Origin of the sequence: Paenibacillus sp. FSL R5-0470 (genome assembly GCF_037975205.1) — a bacterium.
In the GTDB taxonomy this organism is placed as follows: domain Bacteria; phylum Bacillota; class Bacilli; order Paenibacillales; family Paenibacillaceae; genus Paenibacillus_AQ.
The window spans coordinates 464,691-482,010 of record NZ_CP150238.1 but is presented as its reverse complement, the minus strand read 5'-3'; the positions used below and the strand labels follow the sequence as shown (position 1 = coordinate 482,010).

Below are 17,320 nucleotides of genomic sequence, written 5' to 3'. Positions count from 1 at the left end.
AGAATTGGAACCATTAAATGGCCCTATTAAACATTATAACTACAACCAAATATATTACGCTATTCTGCTCGTTATTTGTTAAAACGGGTGCCGTTGAGCTCGTTTTTATTGACTATTTTTTCCCGTGAGAGCTTAATGACACTGGTAAGTCTAAGATTTTATTTTCTTTCTACAGTGGATTAAAGATTACTACGGAAGTTCCATCTCCTGTACTCTCCATATCCCACTCTAACTCCATATGCTTCATTAACAGATCCACGATGGACAGCCCTAATCCTGCCCCTTTGTAATCGGATGGACTCTGGATACCTCTGCCGTGATCCGTAATCAAAATAACACGTTGCCCATTACGGGACTCCGTAGAAATCCCTACATAAAGACCACTGCTGGCATGACGTACAATATTCTGAAACAGATTATCAAGAATACGGCGGAACCAGACCTCATCCACCATCCAGAACAGCGGATCAGCCTCCAAGTCAATATCGATCTCGAAGTTCTCTTTTTCCCATACGGGGTACCAAGCAGCAGCACTTTCCCGCAACAAGCGCAAGACATCTTTACGCTCCTTCTTCAAAGTGATCCGTCCGCTGTTGAGGAGATTGTAGGATAAAAGATTCTCGATCAAGACGCTAAGATCCGCTATACGCTTATCCATTAGCTCTAAGGACTGTTGTCCTTGCGGGGTTAAGCTCTCTTTAGTCATTACATGGATGTGGCTGCGAATAACCGTTAGTGGTGTACGCAAATCATGAGATAGGTTAGATACTAGACGCTTACGAAGCTCTTCCTCTTCGATTTCCCTCTTTCGACTTTCGTCAAGCTTCGCCACCATCGTGTTAAAAGCTTCCTCCAGTCTGCCAATCTCATCCAGCTTGCCCGTCATAATAGACTTAGGCATTCTATCCGGTCCCGTAATCGTCATCGCGGTTTGCAGCTGTAGTAGCCGTTTACGTATTTTTCTAAAGAACAGCAAAGAAACCAGTGCGAACCCTCCAAAAAGTACAAAGAGCACAAAGTAATACAAAGCCCAAGCCCCGACTCCCCCATAAGCCCCTTTGTTGAGCAGCTTGTTTGGAATTTGCATTACCATAAACCCTTTACCCGCATCCACTCGGTCTCCCATGAAGGCGACGATGGCTAAAGGATCACGCTTTGTACTTTCTTTCATAAAAAAAATAGCCTCAGCCGCCGTCCACTGCTCCGGAACTCCGCTGCCATGATCCGGATTGCCTTCATCAGGTGTGAGAATCAACTGGGTCATTCCCTGCCCATCTACCCAAAACATAGTAGCCTCAGTGTATTTCCGGCTCATTTCATGTAGCCGCTCATTTATGCCTTCTGAAGAAGCAGCTTCCAATTGAAGCGCCTCTTTATGCCACATGGTCTCCAGCGCTGCAACACTCGAATACAGAGAGGTGTCTACAGGTGGAGCCCCTTTAGTCACTTCATTAACCATATTGTAGAGAACAAAAGATAACGGCAGGACCACAGGGATAAAAAGCAGTGCAGAAACAATAATAAGCAAATATCCCGATAGCAAAGAGGAGTTACGCTGCTTGCGAATGCGCCCTAACCCCCTCATGCTCTTACCCGATATCCGATCCCCCGGACAGTTTCTATAATTTCGGGATTGCCCGGATCAAGTTCTAACTTTTCGCGCAAATATCGTATATGTACCATCAAAGTTTTGTCCCCTTCGAGATAGGCTTCTCCCCAAACGGCTTCATAAATCTGCTCCTTCGTCATAATCTGGCCAAGATGACGCAGCAAATAAGAAAAAATCTGAAATTGCTTACCCGTAAGCATGACTTCTTCCTGTGTCTGAGCATTTATTACTCGGTTATCCCCTTCATATACGACTAGGTGTTTAAGCGTGAGCGAATCCTGAACAGATGCCCCATTCCGCCTGAGCAGCACTTCAATTCTGGCAGCCAATTCATCCGGATGAAAAGGCTTCGTCAAATAATCATCGGCGAATTCAAGCCCCTGCAGTTTATCATCAATAGAGGTTCGCGCAGAGAGCATCAAGATCGGAAGCTTAGGGTACGCCCGCTTCAATCGTTGTCCGACAGTAAAGCCATCCAGGCCCGGAAGCATTACATCCAGAATGGCTAATTGACAAGGCGCCGCTTCCTCCGTCGCTCCCTCCCCGCTCCGCAGCCAACGCACACTATAACCACGCTCACTTAAATCCGCAGACACGACGCTGCCGATTTCATGGTCATCTTCAATATATAACAGAGTAACGGTCATGTATTTTAAGTCCTCCCCTGAGAAATTACGTAAAAAGTTGAAGTCATTATAACATGTTTTAACAGGTCACTCAGGGACTTATCTTTTAAAAAAGCCCTCCTAAACCCGTGGGGGATAGGAAGGCTTTCGGAATCGATTTTAAATTGGTTTAGGGAGTCCACACGCCGTGCTCTTTATTACTGCCAACATACTCAATACGCGTTGGAGTAAGTTCAAGAATCACATAATTAGGGTCATCAGGCCCTGTAAACCATGGCTCCAGCTCTTTGTTCCACACCTTTGTGCGCAGCCCTTCATCTTTAGAAACGGCAACGGTGGCTTCAATCTCCAGCACGTCTTTGCTTCCGCCTGACTCATATCCAAGCAGCAAAAAAGCATTCGGATTATTCGATAATTCCTCCACCTTATGAGTTTTGCGATTCGTAGCTAAATAAATCTTCAAACCCTCATGGAAAATGGCCATGTAACGTACTTTCGGCTTATTTCCTTCTTCGATCGTACCAAAGGAACCAAACTTGTTGTCATCCAATGCTCTAATAATGAGTTGCTCCAGTTGTTTGTTATCCATTACGTAAATCTCTCCCTTCAAGCATGTAAACAAAAGTTTATATATCCAAGCTCACCGTTTGGATTTATCATAACAATGGTGCTTATTATAATGTACCCTTCCGGTTCACATTGAATCCGACCTTACTCCATAAACTACTTTCAATATAAGGAGCTTACTTCGTGAAAAAACTGATCTGGATCGGCTGTCTTTCCTACTTTGTCATTGGACTTGCTCATGTAGTGCTGGGATCTATTCTTCCCGTTCTGCTACAGCATTATGACCAAAATTATAGTGCCGGCGGGCAATTAATCTTTAGTCAATTCGCTGGTTTTCTGGCTGGTGTGCTTGTCTCTCCCCTACTCAATCGCCGTTTCGGGAAACGAGGAGGCATTATTATCGCCACCGCTCTTCTCCTGACTGCTGAGATTGCGTATGCTTTTCTACCCCCTTGGGAGTGGATGTATGTCATTGCTGTTGCGGCTGGCTTTGGTTTCGGTATGATCGAAGCCGTCATCGGCACCATCATTATCGGAGCTGTGACAGAAGGAACCGCGATCGCGATGAGCCGACTTGAAGTCCTATTTGGGATAGGAGCACTTGTAATGCCTCTTATCGCCAGTCCGCTCATTGCTAACGGAGCATGGAGATTGGCATTCCTAATTGTCGCTGGCTTCTCATTACTTTCCCTCATTCTCTGGGGAAGAGGCCATTTTGGGAATCTGCAGCGCATACTGGACGAGCGAGCACCCCGCAAAGTCTCAGCATCCGCACATTCCTCGCAGTCCAGCACACAGCTTCCGTATAAAGGGAAACAATGGATTCTGCTGGGCATCTTCATCCTTTTCTTCTTTCTTTATGTAGGTACGGAGATGAGTCTGGTCAACTTTATGCCCGCCATCTTTATCGCAAAGCTAGGGATGACAGAATCTGCTGCGGCGCTGACAGTCACTTTCTTTTGGCTAGCTATGTCTACGGGAAGATTGTTTGCTGGAGTGATTGCAGAGAAAATTTCTTACCGTGTATATATTTTAAGTAGCTGTTTACTGACCTTGTTACTGCTGGCTCTTTTTCCGTTCACAGATAATCTATTAGCTGCATTCATCGTAATTATGCTACTTGGGCTATTTATGTCCGGTATTTTCTCCATAGCTCTAGTCTTCTCCAGCAAGATGCTGCCAGGAGCCGAAGAATCAACACCCAGCATAATGATCGCTGCTGGAGGTGTCGGTGGAGCTCTGCTGCCCCTATTCATGGGCTGGTCTATGGACCATCTAAAGGTGGTACAAACTGCTGGATTACTTGCCGGTTTTGCCGCCTTCTTGTTCTTGCTGAGCATTGCCGCATGGAGGTTCCAATCCAGGCAAGCAGTCCAAAGAAAGAGTTCCAGTATTTAGAATGTTAAAATGGTATCAACCTAATCCTTTTAGGGTAATGTCATCTATAAGCATATTCTGAGCACAAGGATGGACGATGAATGGATAAGCTTTCAACTGAGCCTTTATTACATACTGCGCTTATGCAGTTTATTTTTCCCTTTTCAATAAAAAAGGGTGATTCTAAGAAGCTTATCCAACAATTGCAGGATGATGGCTTCACACGTTTTTTTCTGGATAATAAAGAGTTAGAAAATGCCTATTACGGAGAAGATCACTGTGTTTCCCATGAACGGATGGAGCGCACCTATTTACCGTTTGCTGCACACATTCTTTTTCCACGCAAGAAGGATGTAGACTCTTTCCGCCGCTTTTCCAGAGTCAATAATCTGGACTGTATTCTAGAGATTCCTCAGCAGTCTATATTTTTTAAAATTCTCTCGACGGATATATTCATATGTCCTTTTCAGCTTGGATTTGTGACGATACGTGTCCAGCTTGAGGGGGATTCGATACCCTTTAGTATTGCACTGGAATTCGCGGACCGCTTCCGGACGCTTGAGAATACCTTCGTACAGGATGACTACACCTATATCCATTGCGGGGAACAGACCTATGAGATGGTAGAGGATTTTGTCTTCCGAAATCTGGTGGATGGACTGGAGCCTTTTCTGGATCACTCGGATATCAATGGGGCTTATTTCGAGACCCTTCCCTTTTTCGTAGATGAAAGAATGCAGGTGCAAGCCTTTTATGGCTTTCAGAGTGAAGGGGATTCTGATGAGATTAGTATAAATATACGCTATCGCGCCTCTCAGCTTGATGGAATTGATCTGAACGGGAAGCCCTATGCCAGTGCCAGCGATCCAGCGTATATTGCGAACTACTGTCATGAGCATTCCTATAATCGATGGGGCCCAGACTCGTATTATATGATGAATGAGCAGACCTTTTGCTGTCTAACCCGAGCTGAACCAAAGATCGCCGTTAGCCTCGCCAACCAGATGTACGGGCAATATTATTACGGATTTCTACTCAATATTTTCCACAAAATCGTTCTGCTAAAGCTGGCAAATATGCATTCCCGACTACGCATAAACCACGATTATGATGAGATCGATAATTTAATCTACTCGATTAATAAATTCTCGGCAAAGTTCTATTTCTTGGAGCTGATTTCACAGTCGCAAGGACGGGAGATTTTTCTTCAGCTGCGTAAAGTATACGGGAACGACGCTCTGTTCGAGGAAGTAAAAGAAACCTTGACTGACCTGTTTCAGTATCAAGATAAGTTCCAGTCGAAGCGCCGGGATAATCTGCTGATGATCCTCACTGTATTTACGGTGGTAAGTGGGATTTATGGCATGAATCAAGTCATTGACGATCTGGATGGAAAGATTCAATGGAGTAAGATGGTTAGCTATTCCCCCTTTGAGTTTCTTGCTCTTTTCGTGATTATGAGCGGGATAATGATCAGTGTTGTCCTTACGCTAGGTGCTCTGGTTACTGAGCTTAAGCGGCGTCATCGCAAGAAACATAAAGATCTGGATTAATGAAAACGGACGGAGAGATTTGAAAAATTTAGGAGCGTGCTACTAGACATTCCGAGAACAGCCGTCTATAATACACCGTATGCAAGCATAAACGCCTTCAGCGTCCTTATAAAGACGATTAGCGTTTAAGCGAGAAATACCCGTTAACTTCATAGAACCAGGGGTGCTGGAATTGGCCGGCTGAGATTGTATCCCACAAGATACTGACCCTTATACCTGATCTGGATAATGCCAGCGTAGGAATCGCCAATTGGTTTTGGTCCCTGTGACCTTTACTAACCTTGCGCCAAGCCAGCGTCCCGATCACTCGGGGCGCTTTTTTTGTGTAGATCACAAAAGATGTAGAAGAAATGTACATACTACACTTTATGGTTCATGTTGGATGACGGGATCTGGCAACCTTAAAGGAGAGAAGAAGACATGCAAGTCAAAAAAGTACTTATGCTTAGCCTCACCTGTATGCTCATTCTTGCGATTGCCGGATGCGGCAGCAACAATGGGAATACAGCCGGAAACAAAGATGCTGCGGAATCGAATGCAGCGACCGGATCAAATGTTCCAAAAGAGCTTACCAAAGTTAAGGTTGCACTGGATTGGACACCGAATACGAACCACACCGGTCTATACGTAGCCAAGGATCTTGGTTATTACGCGGAAGAAGGTCTGGATGTAGAAATCGTTCAACCTGGCGCAGCGGGTTCTGATACGATGGTTACCTCTGGCGAAGCTGCTTTTGGAATCAGCGCTCAGGAAGGATTGACTCTAGCTCGTCTACAAGGCGTTCCCCTTGTCTCGATTGCAGCCATTATTCAGCATAATACTTCGGGATTCGCCGCTCCAGTGGATCGCAATATTAAATCACCAAAAGATTTTGAGGGTAAAACTTACGGAGGTTGGGGCTCTCCCGCTGAGGAAGCAGCCATGAAGGCGATCATGGACCCTGTTGGTGGCGATGTGAAAAAGGTGAAGCTAATCAGTATTGGTGAAGCTGACTATTTTACTGCAGTCAAACGTGACATTGATTTCGCTTGGATCTTCTACGCTTGGACCGGTATTGAAGCCGAACTGCGTGGTGAGCCTCTGGATATGCTCTACTTGAAGGATTATGCGCCTCAGCTCGATTATTACACCCCTGTGCTGACCACGAGTGAGAAGCAGATTTCTGAGAATCCAGATTTGGTGAAGGCTTTCCTGAAAGCCACATCGAAGGGTTATCAATATGCGATTGATCATCCAGAAGAGGCTGCCTCTACATTATCCAAGGCTGTGCCTGACCTTGATGCCGAGCTTGTCCTAGCTAGCCAAAAATGGCTTAGCCCGAAATATAAGGACGACGCCCCACGCTGGGGAGAGCAAAAAACCGAGGTCTGGCAGAATTACGGCGACTGGATGTATGATTTGAAGCTGCTGGACAAACCGCTGGATGCAGCTAGTGCATTCACGAATGATTTTTTACCGGCGGAGTAAATAACAATAATAAATGAAACACTTCGTTATCAAAGTTGGCCTTTTGAACTTACCTATTTCAATGAGAGTTCAAAAAGTCAGCTTTCAGAACCAAGAAGGTTGGACGTTACTTGAGGAAGGAGGAACGGAGCGTAGTGATGTGCTACGTGAGTACCGGACTTCCCAAGTTCGTTCAAGATTCGACGTCGAATCTGCTTCCTGAAAACACTTCGTTATCAAAGTTGGCTTTTTGAACTTACCTATACAATTTGAGAGGATTGATTATTGTGGCTAACACATTATTAAGCATTCAAGTAATTCCTAAGACTCCAAACAATGAGGACTCCATCCCATACGTAGATAAAGCGATTGAAGTTATTCAGAAGTCCGGTGTTAAACATCAGGTAAATCCACTGGAAACTACTATGGAAGGTGAACTGAGCGAGCTCCTGGAGGTTGTACGTCAAATGCAGGAGGCACTGATCGAAGCAGGTAGTCCAAGCGTGATCTCCCAAATCAAAATCGCTCATAACCCTAACGGAATCAGCATGGATAAATTGACGGAGAAATATCGGCCGTGAGATCGACCTGGAAGCTAATATGGCCGCCCCTTGTGGCGGTCGTCTTCTTTTTAACCGTATGGCAGTTATCTGTTTCTCTATTCCATATCGAATCCTGGATTCTGCCGAGTCCTGCTGATATTGCTCGCGAATCCACCAGTAATGCCTCAGGTCTCTGGGCTCATACGATGGCTACGCTCCGACTCACATTAATCGGTTTTCCTATTGGTACAGGTGTAGGCTTGATCGTCGCTCTACTTTTGCATCTTTTACCTTGGGCTAGACGGGCTTTTTATCCACTCATTATTCTGAGTCAAAATGTTCCCTCTATCGCACTCGGACCACTGCTTATCATCTGGTTTGGCTTCGGTCTTTTGCCCAAAATCGTGCTGATTACACTGGTATGCTTCTTCCCGGTAGCTGTCGCTGCAATGGGCGGCTTGTCTCAAAGTGATCAGGTCATGATGAATTATATGAAAATGGCTGGCGCAAGCAAGTGGCAAATCTTCACCAAGCTGGAGCTTCCGTCTTCTATCCCGGCACTATTTTCCGGTGTGAAAATATCTGCTACTTATGCGGTTATGGGAGCCGTGGTCGCTGAGTGGATTGGCGCGGATAAAGGGATTGGCTATTATATGCTGCTGCAAAAATCGGCTTACCGTACGGATCGGATGTTTGTCGCTATTGTTATTATTGTGCTACTTAGTCTTGTGCTTTTTGCGATTATCGCCTTGCTCGAAAAATGGTTAGTTCGCTGGAAACCGCGCCGTAACTCATAGAAAGGAAGATGCCTGTATGTCTCAAGCGACGCAAATAGAGCAAAGAACAACTGAAATCATAAGCTCTCCTGAAGCTCATACTGCACCACCTGCTCTTGAAGTAAGCGGCATCTCCAAGTCCTTCACCCATCGTCGCCGCGAGACGAACGTGCTGAACAACGTTTCTCTTAAGGTAGAACAGCAAGAGTTCGTTTCGATCGTCGGTCCTTCCGGCTGCGGAAAAAGCACCTTATTCCATATGATCGGCGGACTAGTGAAGCCCGATGCAGGAACGATCCGCATGAACGGCAGAGCCGTTACGGGTCAACGTGGTGAAATCAGTTATATGCCGCAGCAGCCTGCGCTTTTTCCTTGGCGAACGATTGAAGATAATGTACTTCTAGCCGGGGAAATTAAAGGCGCTCTGCAGGATGGAGCTCGTGAAGAAGCGCGCCAGTGGCTCGCCAAGGTTGGCTTGAATGGATTCGAACAGGCTTATCCGCATATGCTGTCTGGTGGGATGCAGCAGCGTGCTGCTTTTCTCAGAGCATTGCTGGCTCCGCAGGAGTTGATGCTGCTCGATGAACCTTTCAGCGCATTGGATGCACTAACTCGCAGTGAAATGCAGCGCTGGCTGCTGGAGCTGTGGGAGGAGAATCGCCGCTCCGTGCTATTCATTACCCATAACATCGAAGAAGCGTTGCTGCTCTCGAATCGTATTTATGTATTCTCGGGTCGCCCCGGCTCCATCCTACATACTGTTGATGTGCCATTTCCACGGCCACGCCGCGATGAGATTACGGATTCCCCGGAATTCCTTAAACTCAAACGCCAGCTGTCACAGTGGATGCGAGAAGAACAAGCTAAAAGCGAGAAATAGCTTTTTGAATAGAGGTCACTCCACTCACTTTAAACGAGAGATTAAACAAAGAACCGCCCGGGCTTCAATTAGCCCAAGCGGTTCTTTTGTTTTAACCAGAATAGCAGTTAAATCTTATTGTGCTTGTACAAACTCAGCAGATTTAATCCCTGCTTGACGGCCGAAAATAATGATTTCAGCTACAGAGTTACCACCAATCCGGTTTTGACCGTGCAATCCACCTGTAACTTCACCAGCCGCATACAGGCCAGGAATAGCAGCGCCGTCTTTATTTAATACTTCTGTGTTCGTATTGATCTTCACGCCGCCCATGGTGTAATGAATCCCTGGGGCGATCTTAATAGCGTAGTAAGGACCCGCGGACAAATCGTTGTCCATCCCTGTTGTTCTGCCGAATTCAGCATCGTTCTTGTTCTTTACCGCGCTGTTCCAAGTATCAAGTGTCGCTTTTAGCTTATCGGCTGGAACACCGATTTCTTTCGCCAATGCTTCGATGGTATCCGCTTGGATCACGAAGCCCATTTTGTCATATTGTTCAATTGCTTTCACGCGTGATTTGACACCGGAATCAAAGACAAGCGTAGCCGCTTTTTCAGGAAGTGCATTGATCGCTTCGGTAACTTTATCACGTGTAGTCAATTCGTTTACGAACCGTGTGCCTTCGCTATTTACGAGGATAGAACCTTCGCCGCGTACAGCTTCCCCGATCAGATAAGATTTTTCTTGTTGAACTGTTGGGTGAACCTGGATTTGATCCATATCAACGGTCGTTCCGCCAAGTGCCTCAATCATCTTGATTCCGTCGCCGGTACTGCCGATTTGGTTAGTCGTTACGTATCCTTCCAGATCAGGTCTAACTTTTGATATCATATCCATGTTGGATCCAAAACCACCTGTTGTTACAACAACTGCCTTCGCTGTAATGGTTTTTTCATCAGCTTGGTTAAAGAGTACTTTGACGCCGTTAGCCTTACCGTCTTTTTGAGTAATTTCTTTAACATCCGCGTTCACAAACAGTGGAATTTCTTTTTCTTGTACGTTTCTAACCAATCCTTTGACAAGGTATTGGCCTACCGCAGAGCCGTCTTCTGGACGGTGGGTGCGTTTTTCACTCATACCGCCTGTGATTGTAATATTGTTCAGCTTGATTCCGATCGAATCCAACCAATCGATTGCACTTGCGGAATTGTCAACGAAGAAACGAAGCATCTCTTTATCGTTCGTGTCATGGCCGCCCTTTAGTGTCTCTTCATAAAACTTATCATTGCTATCTTCAATGCTTTGCTCTTTTTGAAATTTCGTTTGGGAAGCGTTCATTCCTGAGGAGGATTTACTTGTATTCCCACCTGCAACCGGCATTTTTTCTAAAATAACAGGGTTCAAGCCTTTGGCCTTAGCTTCCAGTGCAGCAGACATTCCTGCACCACCAGCACCAACAATAACGATATCATAATTATCTTTTAATTGATCCAGTGGTGTGTAACTAGCTTCTGATGCACCTGATACGGCTTCAGCTTTATCATTTTTGGCCGTCTCATTTACCTTACTTTTGTTCTCGTTGCCATTACTATTACCTGCGCTGTTGCTATTACTGTTACCGCAGCCTGCGATTACGAGCATGACAGAGAGAATGAGAATGAGAGCAGTACTTGTTGTCTTCTTCATCTTTATAACGCCCCTTTGTGAATGTTTTCACATTTATAATAACGCAAAGATGCTGTTTTGGGAAGTTTTTTATGTAATTAGTTATGGTTACTGTTACATTTCCATGAATATTTTCATTTAAATTTTCATAAAAATTCTTACTTTCAATATTTCCGCTGCTTACTACTCAAAAAAAGCCACCCTTTCCAGGGCGGCCATCTGCCTTATTTTCTAATCCTTTTTCCATACAGGGTGTGCAGGCTTAACTATCTGAAATTCTAAGCAACCCGTAATTTGAGCGTTACTGGATCACTTATGGTATATAAGCAATAACTTCAATTTCTACGAGCCCATCCTTAGGCAGACGTGCTACTTCAACAGCGCTGCGAGCAGGGTATGGCTGAGCAAAAAACCTTCCATAAATCTCATTCACCTTAAGAAAATCATTCATATCCTTTAGGAAAACGGTCGTCTTTATTACCTGATCCATGCTTGTACCCGCCGCTTCCAGTATGGCTTTGACATTCAGCAACGACCGTTCCGTCTGTTCCTCAACCGTAGCAGGAAAAGTCCCCTTAACCGGGTCTAGTCCGAGTTGTCCTGAAGTATATAGGACATTCCCAAGCTTTACAGCTTGAGAGTAGGGTCCAATTGCACCTGGTGCATCCGTTGTTATTACAGTTTCTTTATGCATATTTGTCATTTTAAAAGACTCCTTTATCCAGCTTGTTCATTAGTGTTACCGTCATATTCCTTTAGCATTTCTGCCTGTTGCTCTGGCGTTAACTTTGCGATACCGAATCCCGTGAAGCCCCATATCGTCGCAAAGATTATTCCTGTCCAACAGAGAACAGCCCAAGGTAAATAATCTAGCGTTGCAACACCCAGCGTACCCGCCATATAAGCACCTGCAGCTGTCCAAGGCAGAATAGGCTCGGTAATCGCCGCTGAATCCTCGATGGTACGTCCCAAGTTCTTCGGATGCAAGCCCCGACGGATATATGCTTCACGCAGCATTTCACCTGGCATTAAGATGGATACCTGACCATTACTTGTAACTCCGATCATCGTAAGACCTGTAACAATTGTTGCTACGATCATTGAACCTGTGGAATGGACGAACTTCAAAAGCTTATTAACAATCAATTCCAAGGACTTCGTCAGAGATATGGTTCCAGCGAACGTGATCGCACAGAAGCAAATGAGAAGTGTACCCATCATGGAGTTCATTCCGCCACGATTTAGGAGACGGGGTACATCTTCAATAACGTTGGCAGAATCAAATCCAGCTACTTGAACCATAGAAATATTGAATCCATTAACAACAGAAGAAACAACATCATTCAACGTAAAGCCCTGAAATATAAGTGCGTTGGCCATAGCGAACATAGAAGAGATCAGCATGACCGGTATTGTCGGTTTCTTCGTAATCGAACCATACAAGATGATTAATACAGGTACTAAGAGCAGCAGATTAAAGTCGTAAATGGTATCCAATGATCCCATGATCGTTCCAACCTTTTCCGGAATAACAGCACCCGCGGCATCTGTGTTTAGGCCTGTGATAATAAAGACAACGCTTGCAACGATAAAGGATGGAAGTGTGGTATACAGTAAATGTCCAATATGTTCATATAGATTGACACCTGTTGCTAACGCAGCAATATTTGTTGTGTCTGAAAGCGGTGACAATTTATCGCCAAAATAAGCACCTGCAACAACAGCACCAGCCACTGCCGCTAGGTTCGCATCCATACCCGCACCAACGCCCATAAATGCAACTCCGATCGTTCCCGCTGATCCCCAAGATGTGCCCGTACAAAGCGAAACGGCAGCTGTCGCCATAAATGCGGTAATAAGCAGGAATTGTGGACTAATGATTTTCAATCCATAAAAAATCATCATCGGGATCGTTCCGCCAACCATCCATGCCCCAATCATAAAACCAACCATGATCAGAATAAGAATGGCAGGCATCGTCTTCGCGATCTTACCAGCGATAGATTCTAGTATGTCGTTGTAGCTATAACCAAGAATAATCGCGATAATACCAGCAACAACCGCAGAGGTAATAATAAGTGGCTCTGGTGGTAATTCATACAACACATACCCTAAACTAAGTAGCACAATCATCGTAATAATCGGTAATAGCGCTAAGAACATCGTCGGCTGTTTCTTGACTTTTGGTGTTTCTGATTTGGACATGATTATTATCCCCCTTGATACGGATCTGAGAAAGGCTACTAACGAGGTCTTTCAAGGTCATTGATAAAGAGTTTTTTTATTATGAATTTTTTAATGGATAGGCTCGGTACAGCCGATGAAAAGCTTCTTGCAACATGGGCAGTGGCGTTGCAATATTTAAGCGAATAAAGCCTTCTCCTGATGCCCCAAAACCTGTTCCAAAGCTCACACTAACCTTCGCATCGGACTCAATCCATTGCTTTAGCTCTGCTTCGTTGGTGCTAATTGCCCTACAATCCACCCATAACAGATAGGTTCCTTCTGATTCGATCACGCGAAGCTCAGGCATATGTTCAGTTATATAAGCATTCACCCAAGCGATATTGGCTGTGATATACCCTCGTAATTCTTCCAGCCATTCATCGCATTCCGTATAAGCCACTTCTAATGCAGGTACTGCAAAAAAGGTTGGGTTATGACAGCCTGCTTGCTGTAAGCAATGTCTGAATTTCTCACGCAGCTGATCATTCGGAATCACGATGTTAGCAATTTCAAGGCTTGCAAGATTGAAGGTCTTCCCTGGGGAAGTACAGATAAAGGATCGCTGCTCTGCCTCAGTCGATATCTTTCCGATTATCGTATGCTCATGGCCTTCATGGATAAAATCGGCATGAATATCATCCGATACAATATAAGCATCATACTTTGTACACAAGCTAACGATTCGTTCTAGTTCAGCTCGTGTCCATACTCGTCCAACCGGATTATGCGGTGAGATGAGCAGTACAATTTTAACCCCTGCTTGCATCTGCAACTCCATATCAGCAAAATCTATCTCATAACGCCCGTTCACTTCACGAAGTGGACTTTCCACTAATACGCGGTTATTTAGTTCTACCGATTTAGCAACCGGCTGATAGGCTGGAGTATGGATTAACACTTGATCACCTGGTTGAGTGAAGTTCTGAATGATCAGAGAAACCGCTTGCACAATACGAGGGCAAAACACGATCCATTCTTGCGGAACCTCCCAATCGTAAGCTTTTTTAATCCATCCCTGAACTGCCTCATAATAAGGTGGAAAAGGATCGGTATATCCATATATGCCATGCTTCGCCATCTCCGTTACTCGCTCAATCACCTGTGGAGGGGCTTGAAGATCCATATCCGCGACGGAAAGCGCTATCATTTCTCTACCCAAAACTTGCGCCATGCCATCCCATTTAGCGCAATTGGTCCCATATCGGCTAACAACCTTATCAAATTCTATTGACATCTAGCCCACTTCCTCTCTTGAGAGTTCTGTTTATTCTCACTTAATTTTTTGCAAATAACGATAAACTGTTGGCTCAGATATCATCAAGGTCTTAGCGACTTGAGAAACTCCACCTTTAAGTAGAAACACGCCCTGCTCGTTAAGTACTTTCACAAGTTCAATCTTCTCTTTCGAGGACAATCGCTCTGCCGGGACATTAATTTTACCGAGCACCGAATCAATCATGTGCTGGAGCAGGTCATCTACGTTTCCTTGTAAATACTCTTCCGTCTGCTTCTCTACAACCTCTTGTTGTGGTATTAACGGTACTGGTGGAAGTGTTGATCCTCCTTGCAAAATGTTTTGTATCCACTCAGCTGCAACCTCCATATGCGTGACATCAATGTTAATACACATCATACCGACCAATTCGCTGCTGCTGTTTTTAATATAATAAGTAGCGGAGCGAAATACCTGACCTTGCGAACCACGCGCTTTATAGTTAGCAATAAACGGTTGCTCACGGTAGGACTCATCTTTCAACAGCTTAAGCACGAGATCTGTTGAACTATCGCCTACTTTACGCCCACTAATGTATCCGTTCTCAATAAAAATAATTGAACGCTCTGGATTGCTTATATCATGAATAACAACCTCACATTTTGAACCTATAATTGAAGCAATAAAAGAAGCGATTGGAAAATAGGACTCCAGGCAGCTGCGATCTTCTAACATGTGAGCATCTCACTCCTTTCGTTTTACGTCTTTTCTATTTTGATAATAATTTATTATCTTGATAAGATTTTATTACAACATTCTTAAAAAAGCAATCAGTAATATATTGGAATTGTTCCAGCCAATATTCTCTCTTAAATACTTAGGGCATATTTCCTGTAAAGCGACAACAAAAAAAGTCTTTCACTATTTCTACAAATTGCAGAAATAGTGAAAGACGATATTTACTGCTGTATCTTATTTCCTAATCATAGCTCGATACACGAATTTAGGAAGAACTGCTTGCCTACGCCAGCGCGACTTTTGTCCTTTGGCCACAGGTGCGAATAAGAGTCGATGCAGCCACTCCAAATTGAATTTCTTCCATATCGCAGGGGCTGGAGTCACTTTTCCCGCTATAACATCCAAGCTTCCCCCCACGCCAAACACAACCTTAACCTGAGAAAGCTCCTGTTTATGCTTATAAACCCACTTGTCAGAGTATGGAGCCCCCATCGCGACAATCAGGAAATCTGGCTGTGCGTGCTGAATCTCTGCCACAATGGCCGGTTCCTCTTCTTTAGCAAGAAAACCATTATGTCTTCCGGCAATTTTCACATTCGGATATAGCTCTGTAATCTTTTCGACCGCTTTACAGCTGGTATGCTCATCCGTGCCTAAGAAATAAAAGCTCCAGCCCAGCTTATTCCCTTGTGCGAGCAGCTCAAGAAGTAGTTCATACCCCGTAACTCGTTCAGCTATAGGGTCACCTTTTCTTCTCGATGCCAGCACAATGCCAATCCCATCAGGAGTAATCAAATCTGCCTCATGGAGTATGGTTCGAAGCAGCTCATCCGATTGGCTTGTTATCGTAATTTCCGGGTTCGCCGTAATCAAATGAAATAGCTTCGGTTCTCCGGATTGAATATGTTTTGTTAGATGAAGTGTTGTCTCGTTTAGTGTTAGTTTTGAAAAAGGAACGCCTAATATAGAGACTGTCCCAGCCATTTAATCACCTCTTACTGAAAAGTTCATTCCAGTATACCTTACCGTAATCAAGAAGGATAGTCAGCGTCATTACTCCGTTATTCCTCCAAAAACTTCCACCACTCTATTAACCAAGGTTCATCGATCCCCCGCAGGCGGAATTCCTCCAAAAGTATCTTTCGAAATTGTTTTTCCATTTTGACAAAATTATTGTCCTCCTGGTACATGGGAGCAAAGGATTCATCCTCTCTAAGATAACTCCAAAAATCGCCTGCACACTCCAAAATCTTTCGACCTACGACCGTTTGCTGCGCTACGGGAACAAGCCATTTGTCATAGGGATACGGATAACCTTCAATAGTGATTGCACAGCGTAAAGCCTCTTTATAAAGGGAAACCGCTAAGAACAAGATTGGAAATGCGTCGCCACGAACTACAGGATTATCTAGACTTCTGGCATAGCTTCTTAGCTGTATGTATGAATTCTTACGAAATTTCATTAGTACTTCAGATTGGAGTGGAACATAGGAATGAAAAATTGACTTCAGATCCAGCTGATCGTAGTAAATATAGGACACCGATGCATTCCACAGCCATTCCATATCCCCGCTCATTAAAGCTTCTTTGATATCAGATATTTTATGGAGTGTATAATGCCCTGTCTTCCCACTCGGAAGCCTTAAATCCATAAAAAAACTACTGTGCTCCGGAATCAGCCCTGCTTCCTCGAACCGATGATTAATACTGTTGTAAGACTCATCCTCACAAATAATGATTATATCTACATCCGACTGCCCATCTACCACCCCGAGTGCGGTCGATCCATCTAGGATAATGCTTACCCTCTGACGATCTTCTTGCAATAACGGATGATTTAGGATCTCTTGCGTAATGAACTTTCCAATCTCCTCTAGTAATTCGCGATGAAGTAGCAACTTATCAGGTGTTAGTAAAATATCCGACAATACTGATTTCATCATCGTATCCATCAGCCTCCAATCGATCTCAATCCCCTTGTAAATATAGCGCTTACATTTAATCTGAAATGTGGATTTTGGAATATCATTCTATACTCTAGAGATACATCTTGCAACGATATATAGTACCCTTTTGCCCTTGCCCAAATATAATGAATCATCTAGTCATTTGAAGAGGGGGTT

General features: G+C 44.4%; 17 protein-coding genes and 1 riboswitch. Of the genes, 7 read left to right on the top strand and 10 right to left on the bottom strand.

All coding sequences use genetic code 11. The features are described 5' to 3' along the window. Positions 1 to 169: 169 nt before the first annotated feature. From MKY99_RS02135 to MKY99_RS02125, 3 genes are all read right to left on the bottom strand, one after another. Positions 170 to 1,585, bottom strand: coding sequence for a HAMP domain-containing sensor histidine kinase (locus MKY99_RS02135; protein WP_339268398.1), 1,416 nt, complete (start codon positions 1,583 to 1,585; stop codon positions 170 to 172). Next, positions 1,582 to 2,256, bottom strand: coding sequence for a response regulator transcription factor (locus MKY99_RS02130; RefSeq protein WP_076285173.1), 675 nt, complete (start codon positions 2,254 to 2,256; stop codon positions 1,582 to 1,584). Before MKY99_RS02130 ends, MKY99_RS02135 begins: the two co-directional genes overlap by 4 nt. A 148-nt stretch (positions 2,257 to 2,404) precedes the next feature. Then, on the bottom strand, positions 2,405 to 2,824 hold the full coding sequence (locus MKY99_RS02125; protein WP_042123646.1) for a pyridoxamine 5'-phosphate oxidase family protein: 420 nt from the start codon (positions 2,822 to 2,824) through the stop codon (positions 2,405 to 2,407). Positions 2,825 to 2,985: 161 nt separating this feature from the next. Between MKY99_RS02125 and MKY99_RS02120 the strand changes: the two genes are divergently transcribed. From MKY99_RS02120 to MKY99_RS02090, 7 genes are all read left to right on the top strand, one after another. After that, positions 2,986 to 4,200, top strand: a complete 1,215-nt coding sequence (locus MKY99_RS02120; RefSeq protein ID WP_339268395.1) for an MFS transporter — start codon at positions 2,986 to 2,988, stop codon at positions 4,198 to 4,200. Positions 4,201 to 4,280: 80 nt separating this feature from the next. Next, positions 4,281 to 5,732, top strand: coding sequence for a hypothetical protein (locus MKY99_RS02115; protein WP_042184368.1), 1,452 nt, complete (start codon positions 4,281 to 4,283; stop codon positions 5,730 to 5,732). Positions 5,733 to 5,881: 149 nt separating this feature from the next. Continuing rightward, a riboswitch (TPP riboswitch) is annotated at positions 5,882 to 5,992 on the top strand. A gap of 160 nt (positions 5,993 to 6,152) precedes the next feature. Then, positions 6,153 to 7,199 carry an ABC transporter substrate-binding protein gene (locus MKY99_RS02110; RefSeq protein WP_339268393.1) on the top strand — a complete coding sequence of 349 codons (1,047 nt, stop codon included), beginning with the start codon at positions 6,153 to 6,155 and terminating at the stop codon, positions 7,197 to 7,199. A gap of 61 nt (positions 7,200 to 7,260) precedes the next feature. Beyond that, on the top strand, positions 7,261 to 7,401 hold the full coding sequence (locus MKY99_RS02105) for a hypothetical protein (protein ID WP_339268391.1): 141 nt from the start codon (positions 7,261 to 7,263) through the stop codon (positions 7,399 to 7,401). Positions 7,402 to 7,465: 64 nt separating this feature from the next. Continuing rightward, a complete protein-coding gene (locus MKY99_RS02100) occupies positions 7,466 to 7,759 on the top strand; it encodes an MTH1187 family thiamine-binding protein (protein WP_036682688.1) in 294 nt (97 codons plus the stop codon). Continuing rightward, a complete protein-coding gene (locus tag MKY99_RS02095) occupies positions 7,756 to 8,517 on the top strand; it encodes an ABC transporter permease (protein ID WP_076300092.1) in 762 nt (253 codons plus the stop codon). The genes MKY99_RS02100 and MKY99_RS02095 overlap by 4 nt, the downstream gene beginning before the upstream one ends. A gap of 16 nt (positions 8,518 to 8,533) precedes the next feature. Then, complete coding sequence (locus MKY99_RS02090) at positions 8,534 to 9,376, top strand: ABC transporter ATP-binding protein (RefSeq protein ID WP_149646224.1); 843 nt, start codon at positions 8,534 to 8,536, stop codon at positions 9,374 to 9,376. Positions 9,377 to 9,490: 114 nt separating this feature from the next. Here MKY99_RS02090 and MKY99_RS02085 read toward each other — a convergent pair whose 3' ends face one another. From MKY99_RS02085 to MKY99_RS02055, 7 genes are all read right to left on the bottom strand, one after another. Next, positions 9,491 to 11,041, bottom strand: coding sequence for a flavocytochrome c (locus MKY99_RS02085; RefSeq protein ID WP_076285167.1), 1,551 nt, complete (start codon positions 11,039 to 11,041; stop codon positions 9,491 to 9,493). A gap of 292 nt (positions 11,042 to 11,333) precedes the next feature. Beyond that, the gene (locus MKY99_RS02080) at positions 11,334 to 11,714 is read right to left on the bottom strand and encodes a RidA family protein (protein ID WP_339271469.1); all 381 of its coding nucleotides are present in this window, start codon (positions 11,712 to 11,714) and stop codon (positions 11,334 to 11,336) included. 23 nt (positions 11,715 to 11,737) lie between these two features. Further along, positions 11,738 to 13,225: a Na+/H+ antiporter NhaC gene (gene nhaC / locus MKY99_RS02075; protein WP_339268387.1), complete on the bottom strand. Its 1,488-nt coding sequence runs from the start codon at positions 13,223 to 13,225 to the stop codon at positions 11,738 to 11,740. Between the two features lie 79 nt (positions 13,226 to 13,304). Further along, a complete protein-coding gene (locus MKY99_RS02070; RefSeq protein ID WP_339268385.1) occupies positions 13,305 to 14,480 on the bottom strand; it encodes a MalY/PatB family protein in 1,176 nt (391 codons plus the stop codon). Positions 14,481 to 14,516: 36 nt separating this feature from the next. Then, the gene (locus tag MKY99_RS02065; protein ID WP_042184354.1) at positions 14,517 to 15,194 is read right to left on the bottom strand and encodes a PAS domain-containing protein; all 678 of its coding nucleotides are present in this window, start codon (positions 15,192 to 15,194) and stop codon (positions 14,517 to 14,519) included. A 237-nt stretch (positions 15,195 to 15,431) separates the two neighbouring features. Then, complete coding sequence (locus tag MKY99_RS02060; protein WP_339268382.1) at positions 15,432 to 16,181, bottom strand: WecB/TagA/CpsF family glycosyltransferase; 750 nt, start codon at positions 16,179 to 16,181, stop codon at positions 15,432 to 15,434. A 77-nt stretch (positions 16,182 to 16,258) separates the two neighbouring features. Then, entirely contained in the window at positions 16,259 to 17,140 is an 882-nt protein-coding gene (locus tag MKY99_RS02055; protein ID WP_339268380.1) for a nucleotidyltransferase domain-containing protein, read from the bottom strand. Positions 17,141 to 17,320: the final 180 nt, after the last annotated feature.

Bases quoted from the DNA above. Each gene is read 5' to 3' on its own strand.
- MKY99_RS02135 (WP_339268398.1), bottom strand. From the start codon at position 1,585: ATGAGGGGGTTAGGGCGCATTCGCAAGCAGCGTAACTCCTCTTTGCTA.
- MKY99_RS02130 (WP_076285173.1), bottom strand. From the start codon at position 2,256: ATGACCGTTACTCTGTTATATATTGAAGATGACCATGAAATCGGCAGC.
- MKY99_RS02125 (WP_042123646.1), bottom strand. From the start codon at position 2,824: ATGGATAACAAACAACTGGAGCAACTCATTATTAGAGCATTGGATGAC.
- MKY99_RS02115 (WP_042184368.1), top strand. From the start codon at position 4,281: ATGGATAAGCTTTCAACTGAGCCTTTATTACATACTGCGCTTATGCAG.
- MKY99_RS02110 (WP_339268393.1), top strand. From the start codon at position 6,153: ATGCAAGTCAAAAAAGTACTTATGCTTAGCCTCACCTGTATGCTCATT.
- MKY99_RS02105 (WP_339268391.1), top strand. From the start codon at position 7,261: ATGAGAGTTCAAAAAGTCAGCTTTCAGAACCAAGAAGGTTGGACGTTA.
- MKY99_RS02090 (WP_149646224.1), top strand. From the start codon at position 8,534: ATGTCTCAAGCGACGCAAATAGAGCAAAGAACAACTGAAATCATAAGC.
- MKY99_RS02085 (WP_076285167.1), bottom strand. From the start codon at position 11,041: ATGAAGAAGACAACAAGTACTGCTCTCATTCTCATTCTCTCTGTCATG.
- MKY99_RS02080 (WP_339271469.1), bottom strand. From the start codon at position 11,714: ATGCATAAAGAAACTGTAATAACAACGGATGCACCAGGTGCAATTGGA.
- nhaC (WP_339268387.1), bottom strand. From the start codon at position 13,225: ATGTCCAAATCAGAAACACCAAAAGTCAAGAAACAGCCGACGATGTTC.
- MKY99_RS02070 (WP_339268385.1), bottom strand. From the start codon at position 14,480: ATGTCAATAGAATTTGATAAGGTTGTTAGCCGATATGGGACCAATTGC.
- MKY99_RS02065 (WP_042184354.1), bottom strand. From the start codon at position 15,194: ATGTTAGAAGATCGCAGCTGCCTGGAGTCCTATTTTCCAATCGCTTCT.
- MKY99_RS02060 (WP_339268382.1), bottom strand. From the start codon at position 16,181: ATGGCTGGGACAGTCTCTATATTAGGCGTTCCTTTTTCAAAACTAACA.
- MKY99_RS02055 (WP_339268380.1), bottom strand. From the start codon at position 17,140: ATGATGAAATCAGTATTGTCGGATATTTTACTAACACCTGATAAGTTG.